The organism is Microbacterium paraoxydans (assembly GCF_018224615.1).
GTDB classification, from domain to species: domain Bacteria; phylum Actinomycetota; class Actinomycetes; order Actinomycetales; family Microbacteriaceae; genus Microbacterium; species Microbacterium paraoxydans_B.
The window spans coordinates 655,461-678,077 of record NZ_JAGTUK010000001.1 but is presented as its reverse complement, the minus strand read 5'-3'; the positions used below and the strand labels follow the sequence as shown (position 1 = coordinate 678,077).

General features: G+C 71.6%; 23 protein-coding genes. 9 read left to right on the top strand and 14 right to left on the bottom strand.

What is annotated here, in order from left to right; genetic code table 11:
* Nucleotides 1-74 precede the first annotated feature (74 nt).
* From erm to KE274_RS03170, 3 genes are all read right to left on the bottom strand, one after another.
* Complete coding sequence (gene erm, locus KE274_RS03180; RefSeq protein WP_211541191.1) at nt 75-851, bottom strand: 23S ribosomal RNA methyltransferase Erm; 777 nt, start codon at nt 849-851, stop codon at nt 75-77.
* A gap of 222 nt (nt 852-1,073) precedes the next feature.
* A complete protein-coding gene (locus KE274_RS03175; RefSeq protein ID WP_211541190.1) occupies nt 1,074-1,676 on the bottom strand; it encodes a response regulator transcription factor in 603 nt (200 codons plus the stop codon).
* Nucleotides 1,673-2,872, bottom strand: coding sequence for a sensor histidine kinase (locus KE274_RS03170; protein WP_211541189.1), 1,200 nt, complete (start codon nt 2,870-2,872; stop codon nt 1,673-1,675). Before KE274_RS03170 ends, KE274_RS03175 begins: the two co-directional genes overlap by 4 nt.
* 156 nt (nt 2,873-3,028) lie before the next feature.
* On the opposite strand from KE274_RS03170, the gene KE274_RS03165 reads away from it, so the two are divergent.
* From KE274_RS03165 to KE274_RS03145, 5 genes are all read left to right on the top strand, one after another.
* On the top strand, nt 3,029-3,580 hold the full coding sequence (locus KE274_RS03165) for a small multidrug efflux protein (RefSeq protein WP_211541188.1): 552 nt from the start codon (nt 3,029-3,031) through the stop codon (nt 3,578-3,580).
* An 84-nt stretch (nt 3,581-3,664) separates the two neighbouring features.
* The gene (locus KE274_RS03160; protein WP_211541187.1) at nt 3,665-4,000 is read left to right on the top strand and encodes an ArsR/SmtB family transcription factor; all 336 of its coding nucleotides are present in this window, start codon (nt 3,665-3,667) and stop codon (nt 3,998-4,000) included.
* Entirely contained in the window at nt 4,000-4,647 is a 648-nt protein-coding gene (locus tag KE274_RS03155) for a cation transporter (protein ID WP_211541186.1), read from the top strand. The genes KE274_RS03160 and KE274_RS03155 overlap by 1 nt, the downstream gene beginning before the upstream one ends.
* Before the next feature lie 25 nt (nt 4,648-4,672).
* On the top strand, nt 4,673-5,545 hold the full coding sequence (locus KE274_RS03150; RefSeq protein WP_211541185.1) for an SDR family NAD(P)-dependent oxidoreductase: 873 nt from the start codon (nt 4,673-4,675) through the stop codon (nt 5,543-5,545).
* A gap of 39 nt (nt 5,546-5,584) precedes the next feature.
* Nucleotides 5,585-6,490: an arginase family protein gene (locus KE274_RS03145; protein WP_211541184.1), complete on the top strand. Its 906-nt coding sequence runs from the start codon at nt 5,585-5,587 to the stop codon at nt 6,488-6,490.
* 27 nt (nt 6,491-6,517) lie between these two features.
* On the opposite strand, the gene KE274_RS03140 is transcribed toward KE274_RS03145, so the two are convergent.
* The gene (locus KE274_RS03140) at nt 6,518-7,801 is read right to left on the bottom strand and encodes a hemolysin family protein (protein ID WP_211541183.1); all 1,284 of its coding nucleotides are present in this window, start codon (nt 7,799-7,801) and stop codon (nt 6,518-6,520) included.
* A gap of 94 nt (nt 7,802-7,895) precedes the next feature.
* A complete protein-coding gene (locus KE274_RS03135; protein ID WP_211541182.1) occupies nt 7,896-8,909 on the bottom strand; it encodes a TerC family protein in 1,014 nt (337 codons plus the stop codon).
* Nucleotides 8,910-9,266: 357 nt separating this feature from the next.
* Between KE274_RS03135 and aspS the strand changes: the two genes are divergently transcribed.
* The gene (gene aspS, locus KE274_RS03130) at nt 9,267-10,568 is read left to right on the top strand and encodes an aspartate--tRNA(Asn) ligase (protein WP_211541181.1); all 1,302 of its coding nucleotides are present in this window, start codon (nt 9,267-9,269) and stop codon (nt 10,566-10,568) included.
* A 63-nt stretch (nt 10,569-10,631) separates the two neighbouring features.
* Here aspS and KE274_RS03125 read toward each other — a convergent pair whose 3' ends face one another.
* The 4 genes from KE274_RS03125 to arsB all read right to left on the bottom strand — a co-directional run bounded on the left by KE274_RS03125 (nt 10,632) and on the right by arsB (nt 13,953).
* Nucleotides 10,632-11,282 (bottom strand): GntR family transcriptional regulator, encoded by a 651-nt coding sequence (locus KE274_RS03125; protein ID WP_211541180.1) that lies wholly within the window; start codon nt 11,280-11,282, stop codon nt 10,632-10,634.
* 153 nt (nt 11,283-11,435) lie between these two features.
* The gene (locus KE274_RS03120; RefSeq protein WP_211541179.1) at nt 11,436-11,840 is read right to left on the bottom strand and encodes an arsenate reductase ArsC; all 405 of its coding nucleotides are present in this window, start codon (nt 11,838-11,840) and stop codon (nt 11,436-11,438) included.
* A 20-nt stretch (nt 11,841-11,860) separates the two neighbouring features.
* Complete coding sequence (locus tag KE274_RS03115; protein ID WP_211541178.1) at nt 11,861-12,853, bottom strand: metalloregulator ArsR/SmtB family transcription factor; 993 nt, start codon at nt 12,851-12,853, stop codon at nt 11,861-11,863.
* Entirely contained in the window at nt 12,850-13,953 is a 1,104-nt protein-coding gene (arsB, locus tag KE274_RS03110) for an ACR3 family arsenite efflux transporter (RefSeq protein ID WP_211541175.1), read from the bottom strand. The genes KE274_RS03115 and arsB overlap by 4 nt, the downstream gene beginning before the upstream one ends.
* Before the next feature lie 253 nt (nt 13,954-14,206).
* On the opposite strand from arsB, the gene KE274_RS03105 reads away from it, so the two are divergent.
* Together KE274_RS03105 and KE274_RS03100 are read left to right on the top strand one after the other, a co-directional pair.
* The gene (locus KE274_RS03105) at nt 14,207-14,635 is read left to right on the top strand and encodes a MarR family winged helix-turn-helix transcriptional regulator (RefSeq protein ID WP_211541173.1); all 429 of its coding nucleotides are present in this window, start codon (nt 14,207-14,209) and stop codon (nt 14,633-14,635) included.
* 166 nt (nt 14,636-14,801) lie between these two features.
* Nucleotides 14,802-16,409: an SPFH domain-containing protein gene (locus tag KE274_RS03100; protein WP_211541171.1), complete on the top strand. Its 1,608-nt coding sequence runs from the start codon at nt 14,802-14,804 to the stop codon at nt 16,407-16,409.
* 185 nt (nt 16,410-16,594) lie between these two features.
* On the opposite strand, the gene KE274_RS03095 is transcribed toward KE274_RS03100, so the two are convergent.
* From KE274_RS03095 to KE274_RS03080, 4 genes are read right to left on the bottom strand one after another with little or no spacing between them, the layout of a single operon-like run.
* Complete coding sequence (locus KE274_RS03095; protein WP_211541169.1) at nt 16,595-17,329, bottom strand: ABC transporter permease; 735 nt, start codon at nt 17,327-17,329, stop codon at nt 16,595-16,597.
* Nucleotides 17,326-18,108: an ABC transporter ATP-binding protein gene (locus KE274_RS03090; protein ID WP_211541167.1), complete on the bottom strand. Its 783-nt coding sequence runs from the start codon at nt 18,106-18,108 to the stop codon at nt 17,326-17,328. Before KE274_RS03090 ends, KE274_RS03095 begins: the two co-directional genes overlap by 4 nt.
* 32 nt (nt 18,109-18,140) lie before the next feature.
* A complete protein-coding gene (locus tag KE274_RS03085; protein WP_211541166.1) occupies nt 18,141-18,746 on the bottom strand; it encodes a TetR/AcrR family transcriptional regulator in 606 nt (201 codons plus the stop codon).
* A 57-nt stretch (nt 18,747-18,803) separates the two neighbouring features.
* Complete coding sequence (locus tag KE274_RS03080; protein WP_211541163.1) at nt 18,804-20,300, bottom strand: L-serine ammonia-lyase, iron-sulfur-dependent, subunit alpha; 1,497 nt, start codon at nt 20,298-20,300, stop codon at nt 18,804-18,806.
* 144 nt (nt 20,301-20,444) lie between these two features.
* On the opposite strand from KE274_RS03080, the gene KE274_RS03075 reads away from it, so the two are divergent.
* Nucleotides 20,445-20,813: a hypothetical protein gene (locus KE274_RS03075; RefSeq protein WP_211541162.1), complete on the top strand. Its 369-nt coding sequence runs from the start codon at nt 20,445-20,447 to the stop codon at nt 20,811-20,813.
* A gap of 65 nt (nt 20,814-20,878) precedes the next feature.
* On the opposite strand, the gene KE274_RS03070 is transcribed toward KE274_RS03075, so the two are convergent.
* The gene (locus KE274_RS03070; RefSeq protein WP_211541158.1) at nt 20,879-22,609 is read right to left on the bottom strand and encodes an L-aspartate oxidase; all 1,731 of its coding nucleotides are present in this window, start codon (nt 22,607-22,609) and stop codon (nt 20,879-20,881) included.
* Nucleotides 22,610-22,617: the final 8 nt, after the last annotated feature.

Sequence of the window (22,617 nt, the reverse complement as noted above, 5' to 3'; positions counted from 1 at the left end):
CGCCTCCATTCTCGCAGGCCGCGGCCGCGACGCCGGACGCATGACGGAGGGACGAGGAACCCGCCGCGGCCTCATCACTCCCGCCCCACCTCGCGCCACAGGGCGGCCCACTGCTCGGGGCCGAGGTCGCGCGGGAGGCGGCGGCCCTGCGCCCCCGCCACCCCCACCGCCCGGCGCGCGTGCGGCATCGGGAGTCCGCACGCAGAGGCCACGATCGCGGGCAGGGTGCCGCCGCGGCCGGTGAACACCCGCCGCACGAAGGCCTCGTACGCGCGCCGCTGCGCCCACGGCACGAGCGGCGACCCTCGGCGCGTGATGGTGAGCAGGCCCCCGTCCACGCTCGGTTGCGGCCGGAAGCCCCACGCCGGCACACGGCCCTCGAGCGCGAAGGCGAACCACGGCGCCGACTGCGCCGTCATCAGCGTGCCGCCGCCCACCCCCGCTCGCTTGCGGGCGACCTCCCATTGAGTGAGCAGCACGGCGTCGTTCCAGCGCGAAGAGGACAGCAGCCGGCGGAGGATCGGGGTCGTCAGGTGGAAGGGCACGTTGCCGACCACCACGTCCGCATCGAACGGGTGGCGCGTGGCATCGGCGACCTCGATGCGCACGCCGGGCAGAGCGGAGCGCAGGCCGCGCACGCGGTGCTCGTCCACGTCGATCGCGGTGAGCGGGCGGCCGAGGCGGGCAAGCGGGCGGGTGAGGGCGCCGTCTCCGCACCCGAGCTCGATCAGCGAGCCGGAGGTGCGGGCGACGAGAGAGACGATGCGGTCGAGAGTCGGGTCGTGGTGCAGGAAGTTCTGGCCGAGTTCATGGCGGCCGCCGTGGATCGAGCGGGGTCGGTTGCGAGGCATGGGTGCGCTCCGGAGAAGAGGATCGGAGCACCTCGGAGAGGCAAAGCGCGAGCAGGGTCAGCGAAGAGAGCCCGTCCCGAGGTGCGAGGACATCTCGGTGGACGGCGCGCAGAGGCGTGCGAGGAGCGAGCGCGCCGTCAGGCGCGGCGGTCGCGGAACACGAGAGTGCGCCCCATCACGGGCGCGGCGCATATGGTTCCCATGCGAGCCAGCATATCGGGCTCAGATCCAGCCGCGCTCCTCCGCGATCAGCACGGCCTGTTGACGCGTGCCGACCGACAGCTTGCCGAGGATCACCGAGATATGGTTCCGCACGGTTCCCGGCGCGAGCGACAGCGCCCGTGCGATCTGCCCCGTCGTCTCCCCGCGGCGCCCCGCACGCAGCACGTCCAGCTCGCGGTCCGTCAGCGGCGAGCGCTCATCGCTCAGCGCATCCGCCGCGATCTCCGGGTCGACGTAGCGCGCCCCCGCGGCCACTCGGCGGATCACCGCAGCGACCTCGTCCGCCCCGCGCGACTTCGGCAGGAAGCCCGACACCCCCGACGACAGCGCCCTCCGCAGCACCCCCGGTCGCGCGTGGCGGGTGACGACCACGCAGCGGGTCGAGATCGCCCGACCGAGACGCTCCGCGACCTGCACCCCGTCGAGCCCCGGCATCTCCAGGTCGAGCAGGCACACGTCCGGCTTCAGCCGCAGCGCCTCCGCCACGGCCTGCTCCCCGTCCGCGCACTCCGCGACGACCTCGATGTCGTCCTCCAGTCGCAGCAGTGCGGCGAGCGCCGAGCGGATCATTCCCTCGTCGTCCGCGAGCAGCACCCGGATCATCGCGCCGCCTCCCCCGCCGACGGCACGGTCACCACGACCACGAACTCGTCCGCCTCGCGCCGCACGTCGAGCGTGCCACCCGCGTCCGCGATCCGCCGCCGTACGCCCTCCAGGCCGGAGCCGCCGTGGCCGTCGTCCGCGCCGTCGGCGAGGCCGTTGGCGATCTCGTAGCGCCACCCGTCGCCCGCCCGCTCCAGCACCAGGCGTGCCGTCCGCCCTCCGCCGTGGCGCAGCACGTTCGTCGTGGTCTCGCGGATCACCGGGCCGAGATCGGCCGCGGGGGCCGCATCCGCGTCGGGGGCGATACGCGCGTCCACGTCGAGTCCGGCCGCGCTCAGCAGGTCGCGCGCGTTGGCCAGCTCGTCGCCCAGAGGCACCGAACGGAACCGGGTCGCGAGGTCCCGCGTCCCCTGCCGCGCCTCGTCCACGCTCACCCGCGCCGCCCGCAGCTGCTCCATGCCTGCCGCGGGGTCGACCGGCAGCAGCCGTTCCGCGAGCTCGAGCTGCAGCGCGATCACCTGCAGGTGGTGGCCCTGCAGGTCGTGCACGTCGGTGGCCACCCGCAGCCGCTCCTGCGTGGCGGCGAGCCGGGCCTCGGAGGCACGAGCGCGGTCGAGCGTCACCAGGACGTCCCACCACCACAGCGAGCTCACGCTCATGCCGGGCAGCATCGCGGCGTACACGATCGGCAGCCACCACGGGATGCCGAGGCCGAGGCCGTCGCCCGCCGAATCCACCACGGCGAGCGCGACCAGCACGAGCGTGCCGGTGGCCACCACGCGCACGCGCACACCCCGAGGCCAGCGCAGCAGCACGAACACCTGCACGATCGGCATGGCCCCGAGCTGCCAGCTGCCCACCAGCACCCCCGCCGCGACCCCGTAGGCCACCGCGATCACGATCGGCAGCACCAGCCGCCGCCACTCCACCCCGGCGCCGACCGTGAGGCCGTGGCGGTAGTCCACGAGCAGCAGCATGGTCGACGCGCACCACACGACACCGCCGAGCCCCACCACGGCCACGACCCCGCCGCGCAGGTCGTACGCCGCGGCCACCCCGGTCCAGGCGCCCACGAGCATCAGCTCGATGAACAGCACCGCGGTGACGGTGTACCACCAGGTGGCGGTGATGCCGCGGGCGAGCTGACGGGAGCCGGGCGCTGGTTCGAGCGTGGAGGCCGGGGGGATGCGGGTCACGCTCCCACGATAGGGCCGTGACATCTGTCACGGGATGGACGGGCGAACCACCCGGAGACGCGTGACGCCGCGGCACTGTCGGCGACCGGGCGCCTCGGGTGGACTGGGGTCATCGCGGCGGAGAGTCCGTCGCGGAAACCCCCGGAGGCCCGTCCCATGAACCTCGTCGAGACGTTCCAGAACCTCGTCGCCCAGGTGCCCGACCTGGTGCAGCCCCTCATCGTCGCGCTCGCGGGCGCGGTGCCGTTCATCGAGGGCGAGGGGGCGGCGGGCATCGGGATCATCGGCGGCATCCCCCCGGTGATCGCGGCGGTCGCGGCCATGGTGGGCAACTTCGTGTGCGTGGCGGTGCTGGTGCTCGCCAGCTCGGGGGCGCGGCAGGCGATCGTGGACCGGTCGAAGGCACGGCAGGCGGCGCTCGCGGGCGGCGGCAGCAGCCTGGAGGGCGACGCGGCGCCCGTGCCGGCGGTCGACCAGGGGCGCGGCTCTGCCCGGCGCGAGAAGTTCCAGCGGGCGTTCGAGCGCTACGGCGTCCCCGGGGTGAGCCTGCTGGGGCCGCTGCTGCTGCCGACGCACTTCACCGCGACGATGCTCGCAGCCTCGGGGGTCGGCAAAGCCCGGATCCTCGTGTGGCAGGCCGTCGCGATCATCGGCTGGACCACGGTCGTGGCGGTGATCGTGGGCAGCGCGGTCTACGCGATCCGCTGATCCGGCCGATGGAGGGGCGCAGTCCGCTGCGCCCCTCCATCGTTCACTCTTTCCTGAATTCAGGACTCGCTGTACTGTCGAGTCATGACCACCGCGCTCGCCTCCCTCAGCCACACGGCCGCCGTCGCCCGCCTCGGTCACGCGCTCTCCGATCCCACCCGCGCCGGCATCCTCCTCGCGTTGCGGGAGTCCCCGCGCTATCCGGCCGAACTCGCCGAGGCCCTCGACGTGTCACGCCAGGTCATGTCCAACCACCTCGCGTGCCTCCGCGGCTGCGGACTCGTGGAGAGCGTGCCCGACGGCCGCCGCAGCTCCTACCGCTTGGCCGACCGGCACCTGGCCCCCGCCCTCGACATGCTGATGCGCGTGACCCTCATCGTCGAACCCGACTGCTGCACGGGTGAGGGCTGCACCTGCTGATGTCCACGACGCTCACCCCCGCGCGCCGCGAGACTCTGCAGCGTCGCATCCGGCTCATCGTCGGCCTCACGATCGGGTACAACCTCGTCGAAGCGGTCATCGCGATCGCCGCGGGCTCCGTCGCCTCCTCCGCCGCGCTGGTCGGGTTCGGGCTCGACTCCACGATCGAGGTGCTGTCCGCCGCCGCGGTCGCGTGGCAGTTCACCCGCCGCGACCCCGAGCGCTGGGAGAAGCCGACGCTGCGGGTGATCGCGGTGGCGTTCTTCGCGCTGGCCGGCTACGTCACCGCGACGTCGATCGCCGCGCTCGTCACCGCCGAGCGGCCAGAGCACAGCACCATCGGCATCGTGCTCACCGCGGTCAGCGTCGCCGTGATGCCCTTCCTGTCTGCGATCGAGCGTCGCGCCGGACGCGCGCTGGGCTCGGCCACCGCGGTCGCCGACTCCCTGCAGACCCTCCTGTGCACCTATCTGTCCGCCGCCGTGCTGCTCGGGCTGATCGCCAACTCGCTCCTCGGATGGTGGTGGGCGGACGCCGTCGCCGGGCTCGTCATCGCGGGCTTCGCGGTGCGCGAGGGCGTCGAGGCCTGGCGCGGCGACGCATGCGCGACCTCGGTGGGCATGCTCCTCGAGGGCGAGGAGGAGTGACCGCGCCTGCCCGTAGGGTGAAACGATGAGCCGCACGATCCTCGTCACCGGAGCCAACGCGGGCATCGGCTACTGGTGCGCCGAACAGCTCGCCGCCCGCGGCGCCCGGGTGCTGCTGGGGTGCCGCTCCCCCGAGCGCGCGGCCACCGCGGCCTCCGCGATCCGCGAGCGGGTGCCGGACGCCGACGTGCGGGTGCTGCCGCTCGACCTCGGCGCGCTCGACAGCGTGGCGGCCGCGGCCGCAGCCGTCGACGAGCCCCTCGACGCGGTGGTCTGCAACGCGGGGGTCAAGGCGGCCGATCCCGCGGCGCGCACCGCCGACGGTCACGACCTGATGGTGGGCACGAACGTGCTCGGACACTTCGCGCTGGTCGCGCAGCTCGCACCGCTGCTCACCGCGGACGCGCGGGTGGTGACGGTCGGGTCGCTCGCGCACCGCTTCGCCCGCCTGCAGCCCGAGCGGCTCGATGCCGCCTGGACGGGCTCGTCGCTGCGCCAGTACGGGCGCTCGAAGGCCGCGCTCATGGCGTTCACGTTCGAGCTCGCCCGCCGCTGGTCCGGCTCGGGGCGGCTCGCCGTGTGCGCGCATCCGGGATACGCGGTCGACCCGCTCACACCGCGGCGGGACGGCCTGGCTCCCGTTCCCGGATGGCTGCGGGCCCTCGCGATCCCCACGCGCGTGCTGGTGCAGGGCAAGGACGGCGGTGCCCTGCCGATCGTGCACGCCGCCACCGCACCCGACGTCGCGAACGGCGACTACTGGGGTCCCGGCGGCCTGCTGGAGTTCCGCGGCGCGCCGTCGCGGGTCGCGGCGACCGATGAGGTGCGCGCGGCGGAGACGGGCGCCGCGCTGTGGGCGTCGGCCGAGGCGCTCACGGGCGTGCGCTTCCCCGCCTGACCCCGCGGCGATGTCCGACCCCCGCGGCAGGATGTGCGCATGATCACCCTCCTGTCGGCGCCCACCAACCTCGGCCTCCGTCCCCCCGAGCCGGGCAGCGTGCCCGGTGCTGCCAAGGCACCCGAGGCGCTGCGCGAGGCCGGCCTGTACGAGCGGTTCCTCGCGCGGGGTGCCACCGACTCCGGGGTCGTGCTGCCGGGGCGCTACGTGGCCGACGATGCGGTGCGCCCTCCTGGGCGGGTGCGCAATGAGGCCGCGTTCGTGGATCACTCGCGGCGCCTCGCGTCGCGTATCGGCGCGGCGCTCGATGCGGGTCGCTCCCCAGTGGTCGTCGGGGGCGACTGCAGCGTGCTGGTGGCTGCGGGCATCGCGGTCCGGAGGCGCGGCGACGTCGGGCTCGTGCACGTCGACGGGCACACCGACTTCCGCCACCCGGGCAACAGTGAGGCGTGCGCGGCGGTCGCGGGCGAGGCCTTGGCGGCGGCGGTCGGGCTGCACTGGCCGGCCATCTCCGACATCGACGGGCTCGGGCCGTACTTCGCGGCTGAGCACACCGCGCACATCGGGCATCGCGACGACGACGAGGAGCAGGAGGAGGTCCGCGCGCTCCTGGCCCGGGTCACCCCCTCGGCCGAGGTGTCCGCGCGGGGGCCGCGGGCGGTCGCGGCGGAGACGGCTGCGGCGGCGGGCTCCGCCTACTGGCTGCAGCTCGACGTCGACGTGCTCGACCCGAGCGTCATGCCCGCGGTCGACAGTCCCGATCCGGGAGGCCTCACCGCCGACGAGCTCACCGTGCTGCTGAGGGAGCTCGCGCCCCGGGCCGTCGGCGCGAGCGTCACGGTGTTCGACCCCGATCTCGACCCCGACGGCCGCTACGCGCGACTGCTGACCGAGATCCTCGGCGAGGGCCTCGCCGACCTCGGCAGCGCGGTGCGCCCGGCCTGACGACCGGCCGGGCGCCCGCGGCACGGCTCACTCCACCGCAGCCACCTCGGGCTCCGCGTGCCGGGTGACCCGCACGCGTGCGATCCGTCGGCGATCGACCTCCGTCACCTGGATCGTCGCGCCGGGCACCTCGACGGTGTCGCCCACCACGGCCAGGCGTCCGAGCTGTTCCGTCACGAAGCCGGCGATCGTGTCGGACGAGCCGCGCGGCATCGCGAGCCCCGTGGCCTCCTCGAAGTCCTGCAGGTTGAGGCGCCCGTCGAGCCCGTCGTCGGAGATGAACACCTCGGCGTCGTACTCGTCGAAGATCTCCCCGACGACCTCCTCCACGAGGTCTTCCAGCGTGACGAGTCCGTCGGTGCCGCCGTACTCGTCGACGACGACCGCGATGTGGTGGCCCTCGGCGCGCATGCGGGTCAGCGTCGGCAGCACCCGGGCGGTCGAGGGGATGTAGGGGATGTCGCGCACGAGGGCCGCGAGCGGGCGCTCCGGGTCGTCGGCGGCGGCCTCGAACAGGTCGCGCACGTGCACGAACCCGGTGAGGTCGTCGATCGAGGTGTCCGACACGGGGTAGCGCGAGAACGGCAGCTCGCGCACCTGCTGTATGGCGGCGCCGATCGTGGCCGTCTGGTCGAGGGCCACGACTTCGGGCCGGGGTCGCATGACCTCGCTCACCTGGCGGCCGCGCAGCGACAGCACGTCGTCGAGGATGCGGCGCTCGTCGTCGGGCAGCCCCTGGTGGGTGGCGACGATGTCGCGCACCTCCTCGTCGGTGAGCTCGTCGCTGGTCTTGTGGGGGTCGCCGCCGAGCAGCCGCACGAGCGCGTTCGTGGAGACCGACAGCAGCCAGATGACGGGACGCATGACGGTCGCGAAGCCGTTGAGCGCCGGCGCGACCGCGTACGCGAACTGCGCGTTGCGCTGGATCGCGAGGCGCTTCGGCACGAGCTCGCCGAGCACGAGCGACAGGTAGGCGATCACGAGCGTGAGCACGAGGGTCGCGACCGTCAGGGCCACGGACGGGGCGAGGCCCCAGCTCTCGAAGACGGGGGCGAGCGACGGCGCGATCGACGTGGCACCGTACGCGGCGGACGCGAAGCCCGCCACGGTCACGCCGATCTGCACGGCCGACAGGAACGTGTTCGGGTTGCGGGCGAGGCCGGCGACCTTCGCGCCGCGCTTGCCGCGCTGGCCGATCGCATTGATCTGACTCTCGCGCAGCGTGACGAGGGCCATCTCCGTCGCGGCGAAGACACCGCCGATCAGCACGAACAGGAGGACGAGAGCGATGTTCAGGAGCAGGTCACCCATCAGCGGGCGCCCTCTCCGGGTGCGGGGTGAGCGCCCGGGGTGAACCGGGCGCTCGTACTGTCAGAGTCCGAAGAGTCAGAACAGCGCTGGGCGCTCAAGAGTGCTCCTTGTCGATGGGGGTGGTGCCGGTCGTGGCCGGGAGGGCAGCGGTCCTGCGGGTCTTGAGCAGGCTCGCGACGGTGGCGACGGCGATGGTCGCGGCGATGAAGAGCAGCGAGAACCAGATCGGGATCTCCGGCGCCCAGAGCATCGGCTCGCCGTTGTTGATGAAGGGGACCTCGTTGACGTGCAGGGCGTGCAGCACGAGCTTGACGCCGATGAACGCGAGGATCACGGCGAGGCCCTGGGCCAGGTAGACCAGGCGCTCCAGCAGTCCGCCGATGAGGAAGTACAGCTGGCGCAGACCCATGAGCGCGAAGGCGTTGGCGGTGAACACGATGTACGCCTGGTCGGTGAGGCCGTAGATCGCGGGGATCGAGTCGACCGCGAAGACGAGGTCGATGAATCCGATCGCGATGATCGTGAGCAGCATCGGGGTGACGAAGCGCTTGCCGTTCTTGACGACGGTCAGCCGGTCCTCGTTGTACTCCTCGCTGACGGGGAGGTGGCGGCGCACGAAGGTCATGAAGCGGCCGTTCGCGGGGTTGCTCTCGTGGTTGCTGAACGCCTGCCGGTAGGCGAGGAACAGCAGGAGCGCACCGAACACGTAGAAGATCCAGGAGAAGTTCTCGATCAGCGTCGCGCCGACCGCGATGAAGACGCCGCGGAGGATCAGGGCGATGACGATGCCGATCATCAGCACCTTCTGCTGGTAGATCTTCGGCACGGCGAACCCGGTCATGACGATCAGGAACACGAAGAGGTTGTCGATCGACAGGGCCTTCTCGGTGAGGTAGCCGGCGAAGTACTCGCCGCCGTAGGTCCAGCCCGACACCACGCCGATGCCGACGCCGAAGAGCAGCGCGAGGCTGATGTAGAAGACCGACCAGCGGGCGGACTCACCGATGGTGGGCTCGTGCGGCGTGCGCACGTGGGCGAAGAACTCGTACACGAAGAACGCGATGGTGACCGCGATGGTGATGGCCCAGATGAGGGGGGTGACGTCCAAGGGATTCTCCAGATTCGGCGTGGCTGAACAGCGCCAAAGTCTTCTCCATCCCTTGCGCGGGACCGGTGGGCCGGGATGCGATGCATCCGTAATGACGACCCGACCGTGTCGGAGTACTCCCCTTGGGGCTCCCAGAGTACGAGACGCTCATATCGGAATGCTGTGGATCTGCCGAGAACGCCGTCCCTTAGACTGACCGTGGCGACCGCGGGGCGTGACGACCCCCGGCCTCACGGCAGGCGGTCCCCGCGCGTCCGGCGTATCGACGAGAGGCCGGTGTCTCACCGGCGAAGGTGTGGTGGCACCGCGATCTAGCCCCCGCCCGCACCTCCAGGGCTTCCGCAACCTGGAGGAAGAATGAGATCACCCGACCCCGGTCGCACACTCGCGACCGACCTGTCCCGCACCGCACCCGGAGAGAGCGTCACGCTCCTCGGCCACGTGCACCGCCGCCGCGAGCTCGCCGCCGTGGCCTTCCTGATCCTGCGCGACCGCTCCGGACTGGCGCAGGTCGTGCTGCGTCCGAGCGAGTTCCCCGACACCGGGCTCCCGCCGGAGGAGACCGTGGTGCGCGTCACGGGAACCGTGTCGGCGAACCCGCAGGCGCCCGAGGGCGTCGAGGTCGTGTCGCCGCTGATCGAGCTGCTGTCCGAGCCCGCGGAGACCCCCGTGGTGGACCTGTGGCGGCCGACCCTGGAGGCCACGCTGCCGACCCTGCTCGACCACGCGCCGGTCCTGTGGCGTCACCCCGCCCGCCGAGCGACGTGGGCGCTGGCGGCCGCGAGCCTGCGGGGCTTCCGTCGCACGCTGGATGCGGCCGGGTTCACCGAGGTGCACACTCCCAAGATCGTGGCCACCGCGACCGAGTCGGGGGCCGACGTGTTCCCGGTGGACTACTTCGGCCGCTCCGCGTACCTGGCGCAGAGCCCGCAGTTCTACAAGCAACAGCTCGTCGGCGTGTTCGAGCGGGTGTACGAGGTCGGACCGGTGTTCCGCGCCGAGCCGCACGACACCGTGCGGCACCTGTCGGAGTACGTGTCGCTCGACGTGGAGTTCGGCTTCGTGCGGCACCACCGCGACGTGCTGGCGCTGCTGGGCGAGGTGCTGCGGGGCATGCTCGACGGCATCCGCACCGAGGCCGCGCCGGCAGTGGCGCAGCTCGCGGTGCCGCTGCCCGCGATCCCCGAGGAGATCCCGGTCGTGCACTTCCGCGAGGCGCTGCGCCTGGTGGGTGCGCCCGACGACGAGCCCGACCTGGCGCCCGCGCACGAGCGGGCGTTGGGCGACTGGGCCAAGGCCGAGTTCGGCAGCGACGTGCTCGCGGTGGAGGGATACCCGATGAGCAAGCGCCCGTTCTACACGCACCCGCAGCCCGGCGACGAGCGGTGGAGCAACAGCTTCGACCTGCTCTTCCGCGGCCTGGAACTGGTGACCGGGGGGCAGCGCCGACATCGGCACTCCGACCTGGTCGGCGCGATCGAGGCCCGTGGCGAGTCTCCCGAGGCGTATCGCGGCTACCTGGAGGCGTTCGCCCACGGGATGCCGCCGCACGGCGGCTTCGCGATCGGACTGGAGCGCTGGATCGCTCGACTCGTCGAGGCGCCCAACATCCGCGAGGTCACGCTGTTCCCGCGCGACCTGCACCGCCTGACGCCGTAGCGGGACCGGATACGCGTCGAGGGCGGCCGCGCACGGCGGCCGCCCTCGATCGCGGATCGCGGATCACTCGACGGAGGTGACGGTCAGTCCCTCCGCCTCTGCGCGATCGATGATCGCCGGGAACACCTCGTCGAAGAGCGTGACGAGCACGGCGCGGATCTTGACGGCGTCGCGTTCCTTCATCGCCTCACGGAGCGCGGTCACGACGTCGTCGACGGCCGACCAGTCGAAGGCGTCCTTCGAGTGCTGGCTGAACCGGCGGATCTGCGGACCGAGGCGCTCGATCACGGTCGCACGCGCCGCGTTGCCCTCGATGCGGGCGAAGCCCGTGGCGGCGCCGCGCAGGGCGGTGCCGAACGCGATGACGTCGCGCGACTTGACCGCAGCACCCATGTCGTCGGCGAGTTCGACCAGGTACGACACGTCGTCCTTCTGGATCACGGGCAGCACGTGCCGTACCGAACCGATCCAGATGTCGCCGAACAGGTCGACGGCGTTGCGCACCCGGTCGAGGTCGATCGGCGCGACGCGGGTGTAGCGGTTGCGCTGCATCTCGACGAGTCCGTTGTCGGCCAGGCGGTCGAGCGCGTGGCGGATGGGGGTCTTGGACGTGCCGAGACGCTCCGCGAGCTCGTAGTCACGGAGTCGCTCCCCCGGGGGCAGCTCTCCGCTGATGATGGCGTCCTGTAGCCGCACGAAGGCCTCGTCGCTCATCGACCGACGCTCGAGCGGACCACCTGAGAGTGTCACGCGTCCTCCAGTTGGGGAGTATTGGAGAGTGAAGTTCTACCTTTCAGCAATATATCCCACTTCCGGGAAAAATGGGGGCAGGAACACTCGCGGATGACGCCCGGAGACGTCCGGCGCTCAGACCAGCTCACTCACGAGCTGCTCGATGCGCGCGCGGATGTCATCGCGAATCGGGCGCACCGCCTCGATCCCCTGACCGGCCGGGTCGTCGAGCTCCCAGTCCTCGTAACGCTTGCCGGGGAAGATCGGGCAGGCGTCGCCGCACCCCATCGTGATGACCACGTCGGAGCTCTGCACCGCTTCCACGGTGAGCACCTTCGGCTGTTCGGCGGTGATGTCGATGCCGACCTCGCTCATCGCCGCGACGGCGACGGGGTTGATCTGTTCCGCGGGCATCGACCCCGCGGAGCGCACCTCGATGCGGTCGCCGGCGATGTCGCGCAGGAAGCCGGCGGCCATCTGCGAGCGACCCGCGTTGTGCACGCAGACGAAGAGGACGGACGGAGTGTGGTTTTCGGACATGGTGGCTCCTGGGAGGTGGGTCAGTGGAGGAGGTCGTCGACGAGGATGCGGGCACGAGCGGCGATGTCGTCGCGGATGGCTTCGACACCCTCCGCGGATGCGAGCGCGGGGTCCCCGACCGCCCAGTCCTCGTAACGGACACCGGGGATGACGGGGCACACGTCGCCGCAGCCCATCGTGATGACGACGTCGGCGGCGCGCACGGCATCGTCGGTGAGCGGCTTGGGGAAGCGCTGTGCGGCGTCGTCGCCCTCGATCTCGGCGAGGAGGGAACGCACGTGCGGGTGGATCACGTCGGCGGGGCGGGAGCCGGCGGATCGCGCGACGATCCGCCCGCCGCCGAACTGGTTGACGAGCGCCGCCGCGAGCTGCGACCGGCCGGCGTTCGCGACGCACACGAACAGCACCTGCGGTACGCCGCTGGCGCGGTCGCGCGTGAGGTCGGCCAGGCGCTGCCGGGCGAACCGCTCCGTGAGCGGCACGAGGGCCGACGTGACCCTGGCCGTCCGGGCGAGCGCCGTGTACGACTCGCGCACGATGCTGAGCACGGCGTCCTCGGTGATCTCCGGAGTCTCGGCTGCGAGTTCGTGGGCGAGGCGGGTGATGCGGCCGTCGAAGTCGGGGCGGTGCGCGTCGTCGTCGGCGGCGACGCCGGAGGGCGCGACGGTGGCGGGGGCGAAGGAGTCCAGCAGGGCCGTGACGGCACCCCGTCGATCGGGGTTGATCCGGTACCAGACCCACGTGCCGCGTCGTTCCGACGTCAGCACCTCGACCTCTTTCAGCACCTTCAGGTGGTGCGAGACGGTGGGCTGCGACACGTCGGCGAGCGCCGCGAGGTCGCACACGCACGACTCCCCGCGGGGGTCCGAGGCGATCGCGGACAGCATCCGCAGCCGCAGGGGCTCCGCGAGCGCTTTCAGCGTGGTGGCGACGGAGGCTGCGGCTTCCTGCCCGATCGCGTGCGTGGCGACGGGCGAGCAGGTGTCGTCGGTCGTGCTCGGCGCGGTGGTCATGGCGTCGTCCTCTCGGTGGCGAACGGGTCGGTGTGGAACCAGGCGCGCGCCGCCCACAGCGAGACGTAGACGAGGCCCACGAGCACGGGCACCTCGATGAGCGGACCCACGACGCCGGCAAGGGCCTGTCCCGATGCGGCGCCGAACGTGCCGATGGCCACCGCGATCGCGAGCTCGAAGTTGTTGCCGGCCGCGGTGAACGCGAGCGTCGACGACCGCGCGTACCCCAGGCCGAGGGCCTTCCCGGTGAGCAGCCCGGCGAACCACATGATCGCGAAGTAGGCCAGGAGCGGAAGAGCGATGCGAGCGACATCCCACGGGCGCGAGGTGACCTGCTCGCCCTGCAGCGCGAACAGCAGCACGATCGTGAACAGCAGCCCGTACAGCGCCCACGGCCCCACCGCAGGGAGGAACCGCTCCTCGTACCAGGCGCGTCCCCGGCGGCGTTCGCCGATGAATCGGGACGCGAAGCCGGCGAGGAGCGGGACGCCGAGGAAGATCAGCACGTTCAGCGCGATCTGGACCACCGAGACGTCGAGTCCTGCCGCGTCGAGCCCGAGCCACCCCGGGAGGACCGTGAGGTAGAACCAGCCGAGCAGCGAGAACGCCACCACCTGGAAGACGGAGTTGATCGCGACGAGCACCGCGGCCGCTTCCCGGTCGCCGCAGGCCAGGTCGTTCCAGATCACGACCATCGCGATGCAGCGTGCGAGGCCGACGATGATGAGCCCGGTGCGGTACTCCGGCAGGTCGGGCAGGAGCAGCCACGCGAGCGCGAACATCACGGCAGGACCGGCGACCCAGTTGAGCAGCAGCGACGACACCAGGAGACGCTTGTCGCCGGTGACCGCGACGACCCGGTCGTAGCGAACCGCGGCGAGCACGGGGTACATCATCACGAGGAGCCCGAGGGCGATCGGGATCGAGAGTCCGCCCACCTCGAGCTCGGCGAGGAGCCCGGAGAGTCCCGGCACCAGGCGCCCGAGCAGGACGCCGCCGATCATCGCGAGCGCGATCCACAGCGCCAGCCACCGATCGAGCGGCGAGAGCCGGCGCGGTGGCGCGGCGACGGGGAGTGAGGCGGTGGCCGTGGAGGTCATGCTCTTATATTGATACACATCGATATAGAGAACAAGCCCGCGCTCCGCGTCGAGAACCGCCACGGTGGGCCCCGGCCAAGATTCCGTGATCAAACCGTTGCATTCGTTATCTCGTCGTTATACAGTGATCGCACGGTGAATGTTTGCTGTGGCATCCACCGCATGTGATTGCAGGACACTCTTGGTGCAAGGGACAAGGGCCGGTCGGGAGCCTCTCCGACCGGCCCTTTACTGTGGCCGCTACGCTGTGAGAATGACCGATCGCAAGCTCGCCCTGGAGGCCTGGGAGAGCCTCTTCCGCGCGCAGCACGAGCTGTTCACGGACATGATGGCCGACTTCGATCACAACGAGCTCGCACAGGCCGAGTACGACGTGCTGCTCACCGTCACGCGCGCCCCCGACATGACCGCGCGCCTGCGCGACATCACGGCGAACATGCTGATCAGTCAGCCCAGCGTCTCCCGGCTGGTCGACCGCATGGTCGCGCGCGGCCTCGTGGCCAAGTGCCCGGACCCGGACGACGGCCGCGGCGCGCTGATCCGCGCGACCGACGCCGGCGCCCGCGCCTTCCGGTCACTCGCCACCGTGCACGGCCGCTCGATCGCCGCCCGCATGTCGCGCCTCGACGACGACGAGCTGCGCCAGCTGCGCGATCTCGCGGAGAAGCTCCGGAACCGCTGACCGGTCCTCCCCCGCGGCAGCCGAGCGACCTCTTCTCCCGGATGCGGGGACCACGGACCACGCAGCGAGCGGCCGTCACGGCGTTTCTGGCAGGGTGGAACCGAGTCCCGGCACACCGCGCGGGCACATCGGACCGCCCCCGCGGGGGGACCAAGGGAGGTCATCCATGGAGATCGCCGGAATCGTCGGCATCCTCATCATCATCGGCATCGCGGTCGTCGCGGCCGTCGTCCTGCTGCTGATCCTGCTGCTGTTCGCGCGCAGCTGGATCAAGGTGGCCAGGGCCGACGAGGCGCTCGTCATCTCGGGACGCAAGCAGAAGGTGCAGCGCGCGGTCGTCGCCGCCGACGGCACCAGCCGCTCCGAGCTGTCCGAGTCGCCGGTCACGGTGATCGTCAACGGCAAGTCGCTCGTCAATCCGATCACGCAGCGCCACGAGATCATCTCGCTGCGCTCGCGTCAGGTCTCGCTCAACGCCGAGGCGCAGTCGCTCGACAACGTCACCCTCAACGTCGACGGCGTCGCGATCGTCAAGATCGGCTCCGACCCGCTGCTCGTGCGCCGCGCCGCGGAGCGCTTCGCCTCTCAGGACAAGGCGATCGAACAGTTCACCACGGAGCAGCTCGAGGGCGCGCTGCGCGGCATCGTCGCCACGCTGTCGGTCGTCGAGCTGATGCGGGAGCGGAAGAAGTTCTCCGACCAGATCGCGGCCGATGTGTCGCAGGAGCTCGCGGAGCAGGGTCTCATCCTCGACTCCTTCCAGATCAAGGGCATCACCGACAAGGTCGGCTACATCCAGTCGCTCGGAGCGCCGGAGATCCAGGCGAAGCGTCAGGCCGCCGAGATCTCGCAGACCAACGCCGACCGTGCGATCAACCAGAAGAACATCGCCAACCAGGAGGCGAACCTCGTCGAGCAGACCGCGCTCGACACCAACACGGCGAACGCCAACGCCGGGATCGGCCGTGCCCGTGCCGAGGCCGAGCAGGCCGAGCAGCTCGCGCGTGCGCAGGCCGAGCAGGCCGTCCTGCAGCAGCAGGCGGAGAACAAGCAGGCGCAGCTCGACGCCGACGTGAAGCGCGTTGCCGACGCCCAGCGCTACGAGGCCGAGACGCGAGCGCAGGCCGAGCTGTACACGCGTGAGCGCGCCGCCGAGGCCGCCGCGATCGAGCAGGTCAAGCAGGCCGAGGCCCGCACGCGCATCGCCGAGCAGCAGGCGCAGGCCGACAAGGCGCGCGCCGACGGTGAGGCCGCGGCCGCCATCGCGAAGGCCACCGGTGAGGCCGACGCGCTGCGAGCGCAGGCCGAGGCCGAAGCCGAAGCCCGCCGACTCCGTGCCAACGCCGAGGCCGAGGCCATCCGGGCCGAGGGTGAGGCCCGCGCGGCCGCTGTCGAGGCGGAGGCCAAGGCCATCGCCTCCAACCAGGACGCGTTCCTGTCGCAGCGCGTGCTGGAGGTGCTGCCGTCGATCATGGCCGAGTTCGCCAAGGGCTATGCCGCGATCGGCAACGTCTCGATCGTGGGCGGTTCCGGCGACGACGGCGCCTCGACCGTGGTCGGCGCCGACAGCGCCAAGGCACTCCGGTCGGTGTTCGACAGCGTGCACTCCGCGACCGGGCTCGACCTCGCCGGGATCATCCAGGGACAGGCGGTCGGACGCGGCTTCGGCGCCGGGGTCGCGGAGGCGTCCGCACCCGCGGCACCCGCGGCAGCACCGCGCACTCCGACGCCCACCACCCCGCCGCCGCCTGCACCCCCGGCTGCCGCGGAGTGACCACGGCCAGCGTCATGGGTACCGCCACGAGGTGCACCGCCTAGCCGTCCGGCACACCGCCGGCGGCACGGAACACACGCTCCGCATCGGATGCCGCGACCACACAGGTCGCGGCATCCGTCGTCTCCGCCTCAGCTCGTGCGACGACCTGAGCCCGTGCGACGACCTCAGCCCGTGCCGCGACCTCAGCGTGTGCGACGACGAAGAGTGAGCGAGGCGAGCACGAGCGCACCGACCGCGAACGCCAGCACCACCAGCAGCGGACCGAACACGTCCCAGCCCTCGTCCCCTGCGGCGACCGCGTTGATGGTGTCGATCGCGTAGCTCAACGGCAGCCAGTCCGAGATCGCGTACAGCACATCGGGCATCTGATCGCGTGGCATGAACAGCCCGCCCAGGATGATCTGCGGGAACACCAGCAGCGGCATGAACTGCACCGCCTGGAACTCCGTCTGCGCGAACGCGCTGGCGAGCAGGCCCAACGCCGTGCCCAGCAGCGCATCGACGACCGCGACCAGACCCAGCTGCCACAGCGGCCCGTCCACGTCGAGCCCGCACACCCCCACCGCGAATGACACGGTGATCAACGCCTGCAGCACCGCCATCAACCCGAACGCCAGCGCGTACCCCACGATGAAGTCCGTCTTCTCCAGCGGCGTCGTCATCAGACGCTCCAGAGTTCCCGAGCGGCGCTCCCGAAGTGTCGTGATCGACGTGATGAGGAACATCACGATGAACGGGAACAGCGCGAGGATCGCGCCTCCGAACTGGTCGAACACGCCCTCCTGATCCGTGAAGAGCCACGCGAACAGTCCGACCAGGAGGCTCGGCGCCACCAGCATCAGCGCGATCGAGCGCGGATCGTGCCGCAGCTGCGCGAGCACGCGTCCCGCGGTCGCGAACGTCCGTCGCGCGTTCACTCCGCCACCCCCTCGCGCCGTCCGCGCGAGCCGCGTCGCGATCGCCGCGCCCCGGGTTCGCCCGCTCGGTCGCGCTCGATCAGGGCGAGGAACGCCGCCTCCGGGTCGTCGGTTCCCGTGTCGCTCAGCAGCGACGCGGGTGTCGTGTCCGCGATGATCCGACCGTCGCGCATGAGCACCAGTCGGTCGCAGCGCAGCGCCTCGTCCATCACATGACTCGACACGATCATGGTCACCCCGCGGTCGGCGAGCCCGCGGAACAGCGTCCACAGCTCGACGCGCAGCACCGGATCCAGGCCCACGGTCGGCTCGTCCAGCACGATGAGCTCCGGCGACCCGAGCAGCGCCATCGCCAGCGACACGCGCGTGGACTGTCCGCCGCTGAGCGAGCCCACGAGCTGTCCGGCCTGCGCCTCGAGGCCGACCTCGTCGATCACCCGCTCCACATCGCCCTTCGGTGCCGTGAGCAGCGCCGCGACATACGCCAGGTTCTGCCGCACGGTCAGGTCGCCGTACACGGCAGCGCCCTGCGTGCCGTAGGCCACGCGATGCCGCAGCCGCCGCGAGCCGCCCGGCTCGCCGAGCACCGTCACGTCCCCCGAGGCGATGCGCTGCACGCCGACGATCGACCGCAGGAGCGTGGTCTTGCCGCAGCCGGACGGCCCGAGGAGACCCGTGATCTGCCCGCGCGGGATCGTGAGGTCCAGCCCCTCGAATACACGGGTGCGCCCGCGCGTGACCTGGAGGTCCGCGATCGCGACCACCGAGTTATTCATCATGTGATGAATTATGCGCCCGGGGCCCTCGGCGGTCAATGACCCCCGTCGAACAGGTACCGCTGCACCGTGGGCCCGATCCACGCCACCAGCTCGTCCGCCGGAGCAGCCGCGATGGGCCCGAGCTTCAGCACGTATCGCGTCACCAGGAGCCCCGCGATCTGCGAGGCCACGAGGGTCGCCCGCAGCTCCGCGTCCGCGACACCGAGCTCCGAGGCGATGCGGCCGATCAGTTCGCGCGAAAGGAAGCCCGCCAGCAGCGGAGACGTCACCCGGCTGCCGATCGCCGTCCGGATGAGCATGACCCCGCGCCGGCGCACCTCGGGCCGCTCGAACGACTCCAGGACGTACCGCACCAGCCGCTCGCCCACCTCGTCACGCGGTCCGGCGACGATGCCGGGCACGTCGATGTCGGGCCGCAGGGGAATCCCCACCGCCTCCGCGAAGAGGTCGGCCTTGGTGCCGAAGTAGTGGTGCACGAGCGCCGAGTCCACTCCCGCGCGACCCGCGATCGAGCGCACAGTCGAGCCGTCGTACCCGTGTTCACCGAACTCGTCGACCGCGGCAGCGAGGATGCGCTCCCGCGAGTCCGAGCCCCCGCGCGGACGACCGCGTCGGCGGGGCGCGGCGTGCTCGGTCATGCCCGCCAGCCTACGACCCGTCCGCTCGCGGCCGTGCGGGCGCGGACACCGGGATGATCAACACTCGATCACGTTGACCGCGAGACCGCCCTCGCTCGTCTCCTTGTACTTCGTCGACATGTCGACGCCGGTCTGGCGCATCGTCTCGACGACCGCGTCCAGCGAAACGTAGTGGCTGCCGTCGCCGCGCAGCGCCAGGCGGGCCGCCGTCACGGCCGTCGAGGCGGCGATCGCGTTGCGCTCGATGCATGGGATCTGCACGAGTCCGCCGATCGGGTCGCACGTGAGGCCGAGGTGGTGTTCCATCGCGATCTCGGCCGCGTTCTCGATCTGCCGGTTCGTGCCGCCCATCACGGCCGTCAGCCCGCCGGCGGCCATCGCGCACGCCGAGCCGACCTCGGCCTGACATCCGCCTTCGGCGCCGGAGATCGACGCGTTGGCCTTGAACAACGACCCGAGCGCGGTCGCGGTGAGCAGGAAGCGACGGATGCCGCGCCGCCGATTCGCCTCGGCGATCGCCGGGTCCTCGCGATCGACCGCCGCTGCCTCGAGCGGCGGCGTCCCGTCGAAACCGAGCAGTGCGCTGCCGACGAGCTCGCCATACGGGGTGACCGCATTTCCCGCGCCGAGACCGGAGTCGGCCAGGAAGCGCCACCAGTACATCGCCACCGCCGGGAGGATCCCCGCGGCACCGTTCGTGGGAGCCGTCACGACGCGCCCACCCGCCGCGTTCTCCTCGTTCACGGCGAGCGCGAACGCCCCCAGCCACTCACCGGGCAATTCGCGATGACCTTCGGCCTCGACGGCTTCGAGCTGACCGCGGATCGTGCCGGCGCGCCGCTTGACCTTCAGAATCCCGGGCAGCACACCGTCGGCGTGGAGGCCCGCGTCCACACACCCCGACATCGCATCCCAGATCGCGTCCAACCCGGCCGCCACGTCTTCCTCGCTGCGCAGCGCCATCTCGTTGCGCCGTGCGACCTCCGCGATCGACAGGCCCTCCTCGTCGCACAGCGCCAGCAGCGACGCGGCATCGGCGTACGGGTAGGGGAAGGCGCCGGTGGAGATCCGCGCCTCCTCGCCGTCGCGCCGGATGAACCCGCCCCCGACCGAGTAGTAGGTCTCCTCGGCCACGACGGCGCCGTCCTCGCCCGTCGCGGTGAGCGTCATCGCGTTGGGGTGACCAGGGAGGCGCGTGCGCGGCGCGAACACGATGTCGTCCTTCGCGAACACTACGTCGTGAGTGCCGTCGACGCGCAGCGGCGCTCCCGCCGGGTAGTCCTGCCACGCCGCGCGCACGGCCGCCGGGTCGCACGTCTCGGGGCGGAGTCCACGGAGCCCGGCGACCACCGCATCCGGGGTGCCGTGACCGATGCCCGTCGCACCGAGGGAGCCGTACAGCGTGCACCCGACGCGGGCGACGCGGGCGAGCTCGCCCGATGCCGCGAGGCGCTGTGCGAAGTCGAGAGCGGCCCGCATGGGACCGACGGTGTGCGAGCTCGACGGCCCCACTCCGATGGAGAACAGATCGAAGGCCGAGACGTACGCAGTCACCCCTCCAGGCTACGCCGGGTTGACCCCTCCGGTTCACCGGGGTTAACCCGGACCCGCAGACGCCGGCCGCCCTCCGTCAAGCCCCTTCACCCCCGCCGCAGCCCGCGGCACGCTGGAGGCACGACAGCGCAGGAAGGGACGATCATGACCACCAGCACTCCCGAACCCGAAGCCGCAGAGCCCACCCCGACGGACGAGCTCTCGGCCGAGGCACAGACGCCGACCCCGACGCCCGCCTCGGACACGACGGAGGGGCAGACCACGCACACCCCCTCGCCGGACTCGAGCCAGGGGCAGGCGACCACGCCGGAAGAGGCGGAGTCGCCCGAGGACGCGGACCCCGCGGAGGTTCCGAGCACCGACGAGCTCGAAGAGCCGAGCACCGAGAAGGATCCGGGTCAGGAGCCGACGGCACCTCAGCGCCGCGACGAGCCGGAGCCCGACCACGAGGCCGTCGGCATCGGCGTGATCGGGCAGCCCCAGGTCGGCGAGAACGGCGACGCCTCGGAGTAGGACGCGCGTGCGCGACACGGCCCCGGACCACGAGCGGCGTGGTCGGGGCCGTGGCGGCGCGCCGGCTACTCGACGAGCTTCCCGGTGGTGTCCACGTCGCGCATGAGCTCGGCGATCTCGGCCGGGACGGGCGGGATCTCCTCACGCGTGACCCCGGTCGACGGCGACCACACCAGGTTCACCTGCAGCGTGGGATCGGTGTCGGGATAGTCGCTGCGGTTGTGGCAGCCGCGCGTCTCGCGCCGTTCGAGCGCGGCCTCGAGCGTCGCCCGGGCGGCGAGCGCGGAGGCCTTCAGGTCGAAGGCGTGCGCGAGGTCCTGGAACCCGGCGATGTCGGGATGGATCCCGATGTCCTCCATCCGACCCTCGATCATGTCGAGGTCGGCGAGACCCGCCCGCAGGCCGTCCTCGGAGCGCACGACGCCCGCGAACTCGGTCATGAGGTTGCGGATCGCCCGCTGCAGCGCCCGCACGTTCTCCCGTCCCTCGGCCGCGAGGAGCCCGTCGATCTCGGCCCGCGCCGCCGCGACCGCCTCCGCCGACCGTCGCTGCGCGTCGAGACCGGCCGCGTGCGCCATCGCCGCCTGACCGACGATGCGGCCGTACACGAGCAGCTCGATGAGGGAGTTGCCGCCGAGGCGGTTCGCGCCGTGCAGGCCGCTCGACGCCTCGCCGATCGCGTACAGGCCCTCGACGTCGGTCTGGTGGTCCTCCGACCGCACCCAGACGCCGCCCATCGAATAGTGCGCCGTGGGCGCGATCTCGATCGGGTCGGTCGTGATGTCGAGCATCTGCAGCTCCATCATCGTCTGATACACGCGCGGCAGGCGGGTCATGATGGTCTCGCGGGGCAGGTGCGAGACGTCGAGCCACACTCCGCCGTTCTCCGTGCCGCGCCCCTCCTGGATCTCGGTGTACGCGGCGAGGGCCACCCGGTCACGCGTGGACAGCTCCATCCGCTCCGGGTCGTACTTCGCCATGAACCGCTCGCCGAGCGCGTTGCGGAGGATGCCGCCCTCGCCCCGCGCGGCCTCGGAGATGAGCGTGCCCGCCGCGTTCTCCGGCTCGATGATGCCGGACGGGTGGAACTGCACGAGTTCGGGGTCGCGCAGCCGTGCGCCGGCGTCGACCGCAAGCCGGAAGGAGTCGCCGGTGTTCTCGTCGCGCCGCGAGGACGTGCGGCGCCAGATGCGGTTGTGCCCGCCGGCGGCGAGGATCACGGCGTCGGCGTGGATCAGGTAGCGGGTGCCATCGGCCTGGTCGAAGCCGTAGGCGCCGAACACCACGTTGTCGCGCACGAGCAGTCGCGTGATGTAGACGTTGTCGAGGATCGGGACGTCGAGCTGCTCGGCCTTGCGCACCAGGGTGCGCTGGATCTCGAGCCCGGTGTAGTCGCCGGAGAACGCGGTGCGACGGTAGGTGTGCGCGCCGAAGAACCGCTGCGAGATGCGGCCGTCGTCCTCGCGGGCGAAGTCCATGCCCCAGCGCTCCAGGTCGCGGATGCCGCGTTCGGCACCGCGCGTGACGACTTCGACGGTGTGGGGGTTGGCCAGGAGGTAGCTCTCCTTGATGGTGTCGGCGGCGTGCTGCTGCCAGCTGTCGTCGGCGTCCATGGTGCCGAGGGCGGCGTTGATGCCGCCGGCGGCGAGCGCGGTGTGGGCGTCGTGACGGGGGCGTTTGCCGACCGCGAGCACGTCGACGCCGTGTTCGGCGACCTCGATCGCCGCCCGCAGGCCGGAGCCGCCGGTGCCGATCACGAGGACCGTGGTGGAGATCTGTCGTTCGGGTGCAGTCATGCCTTCGA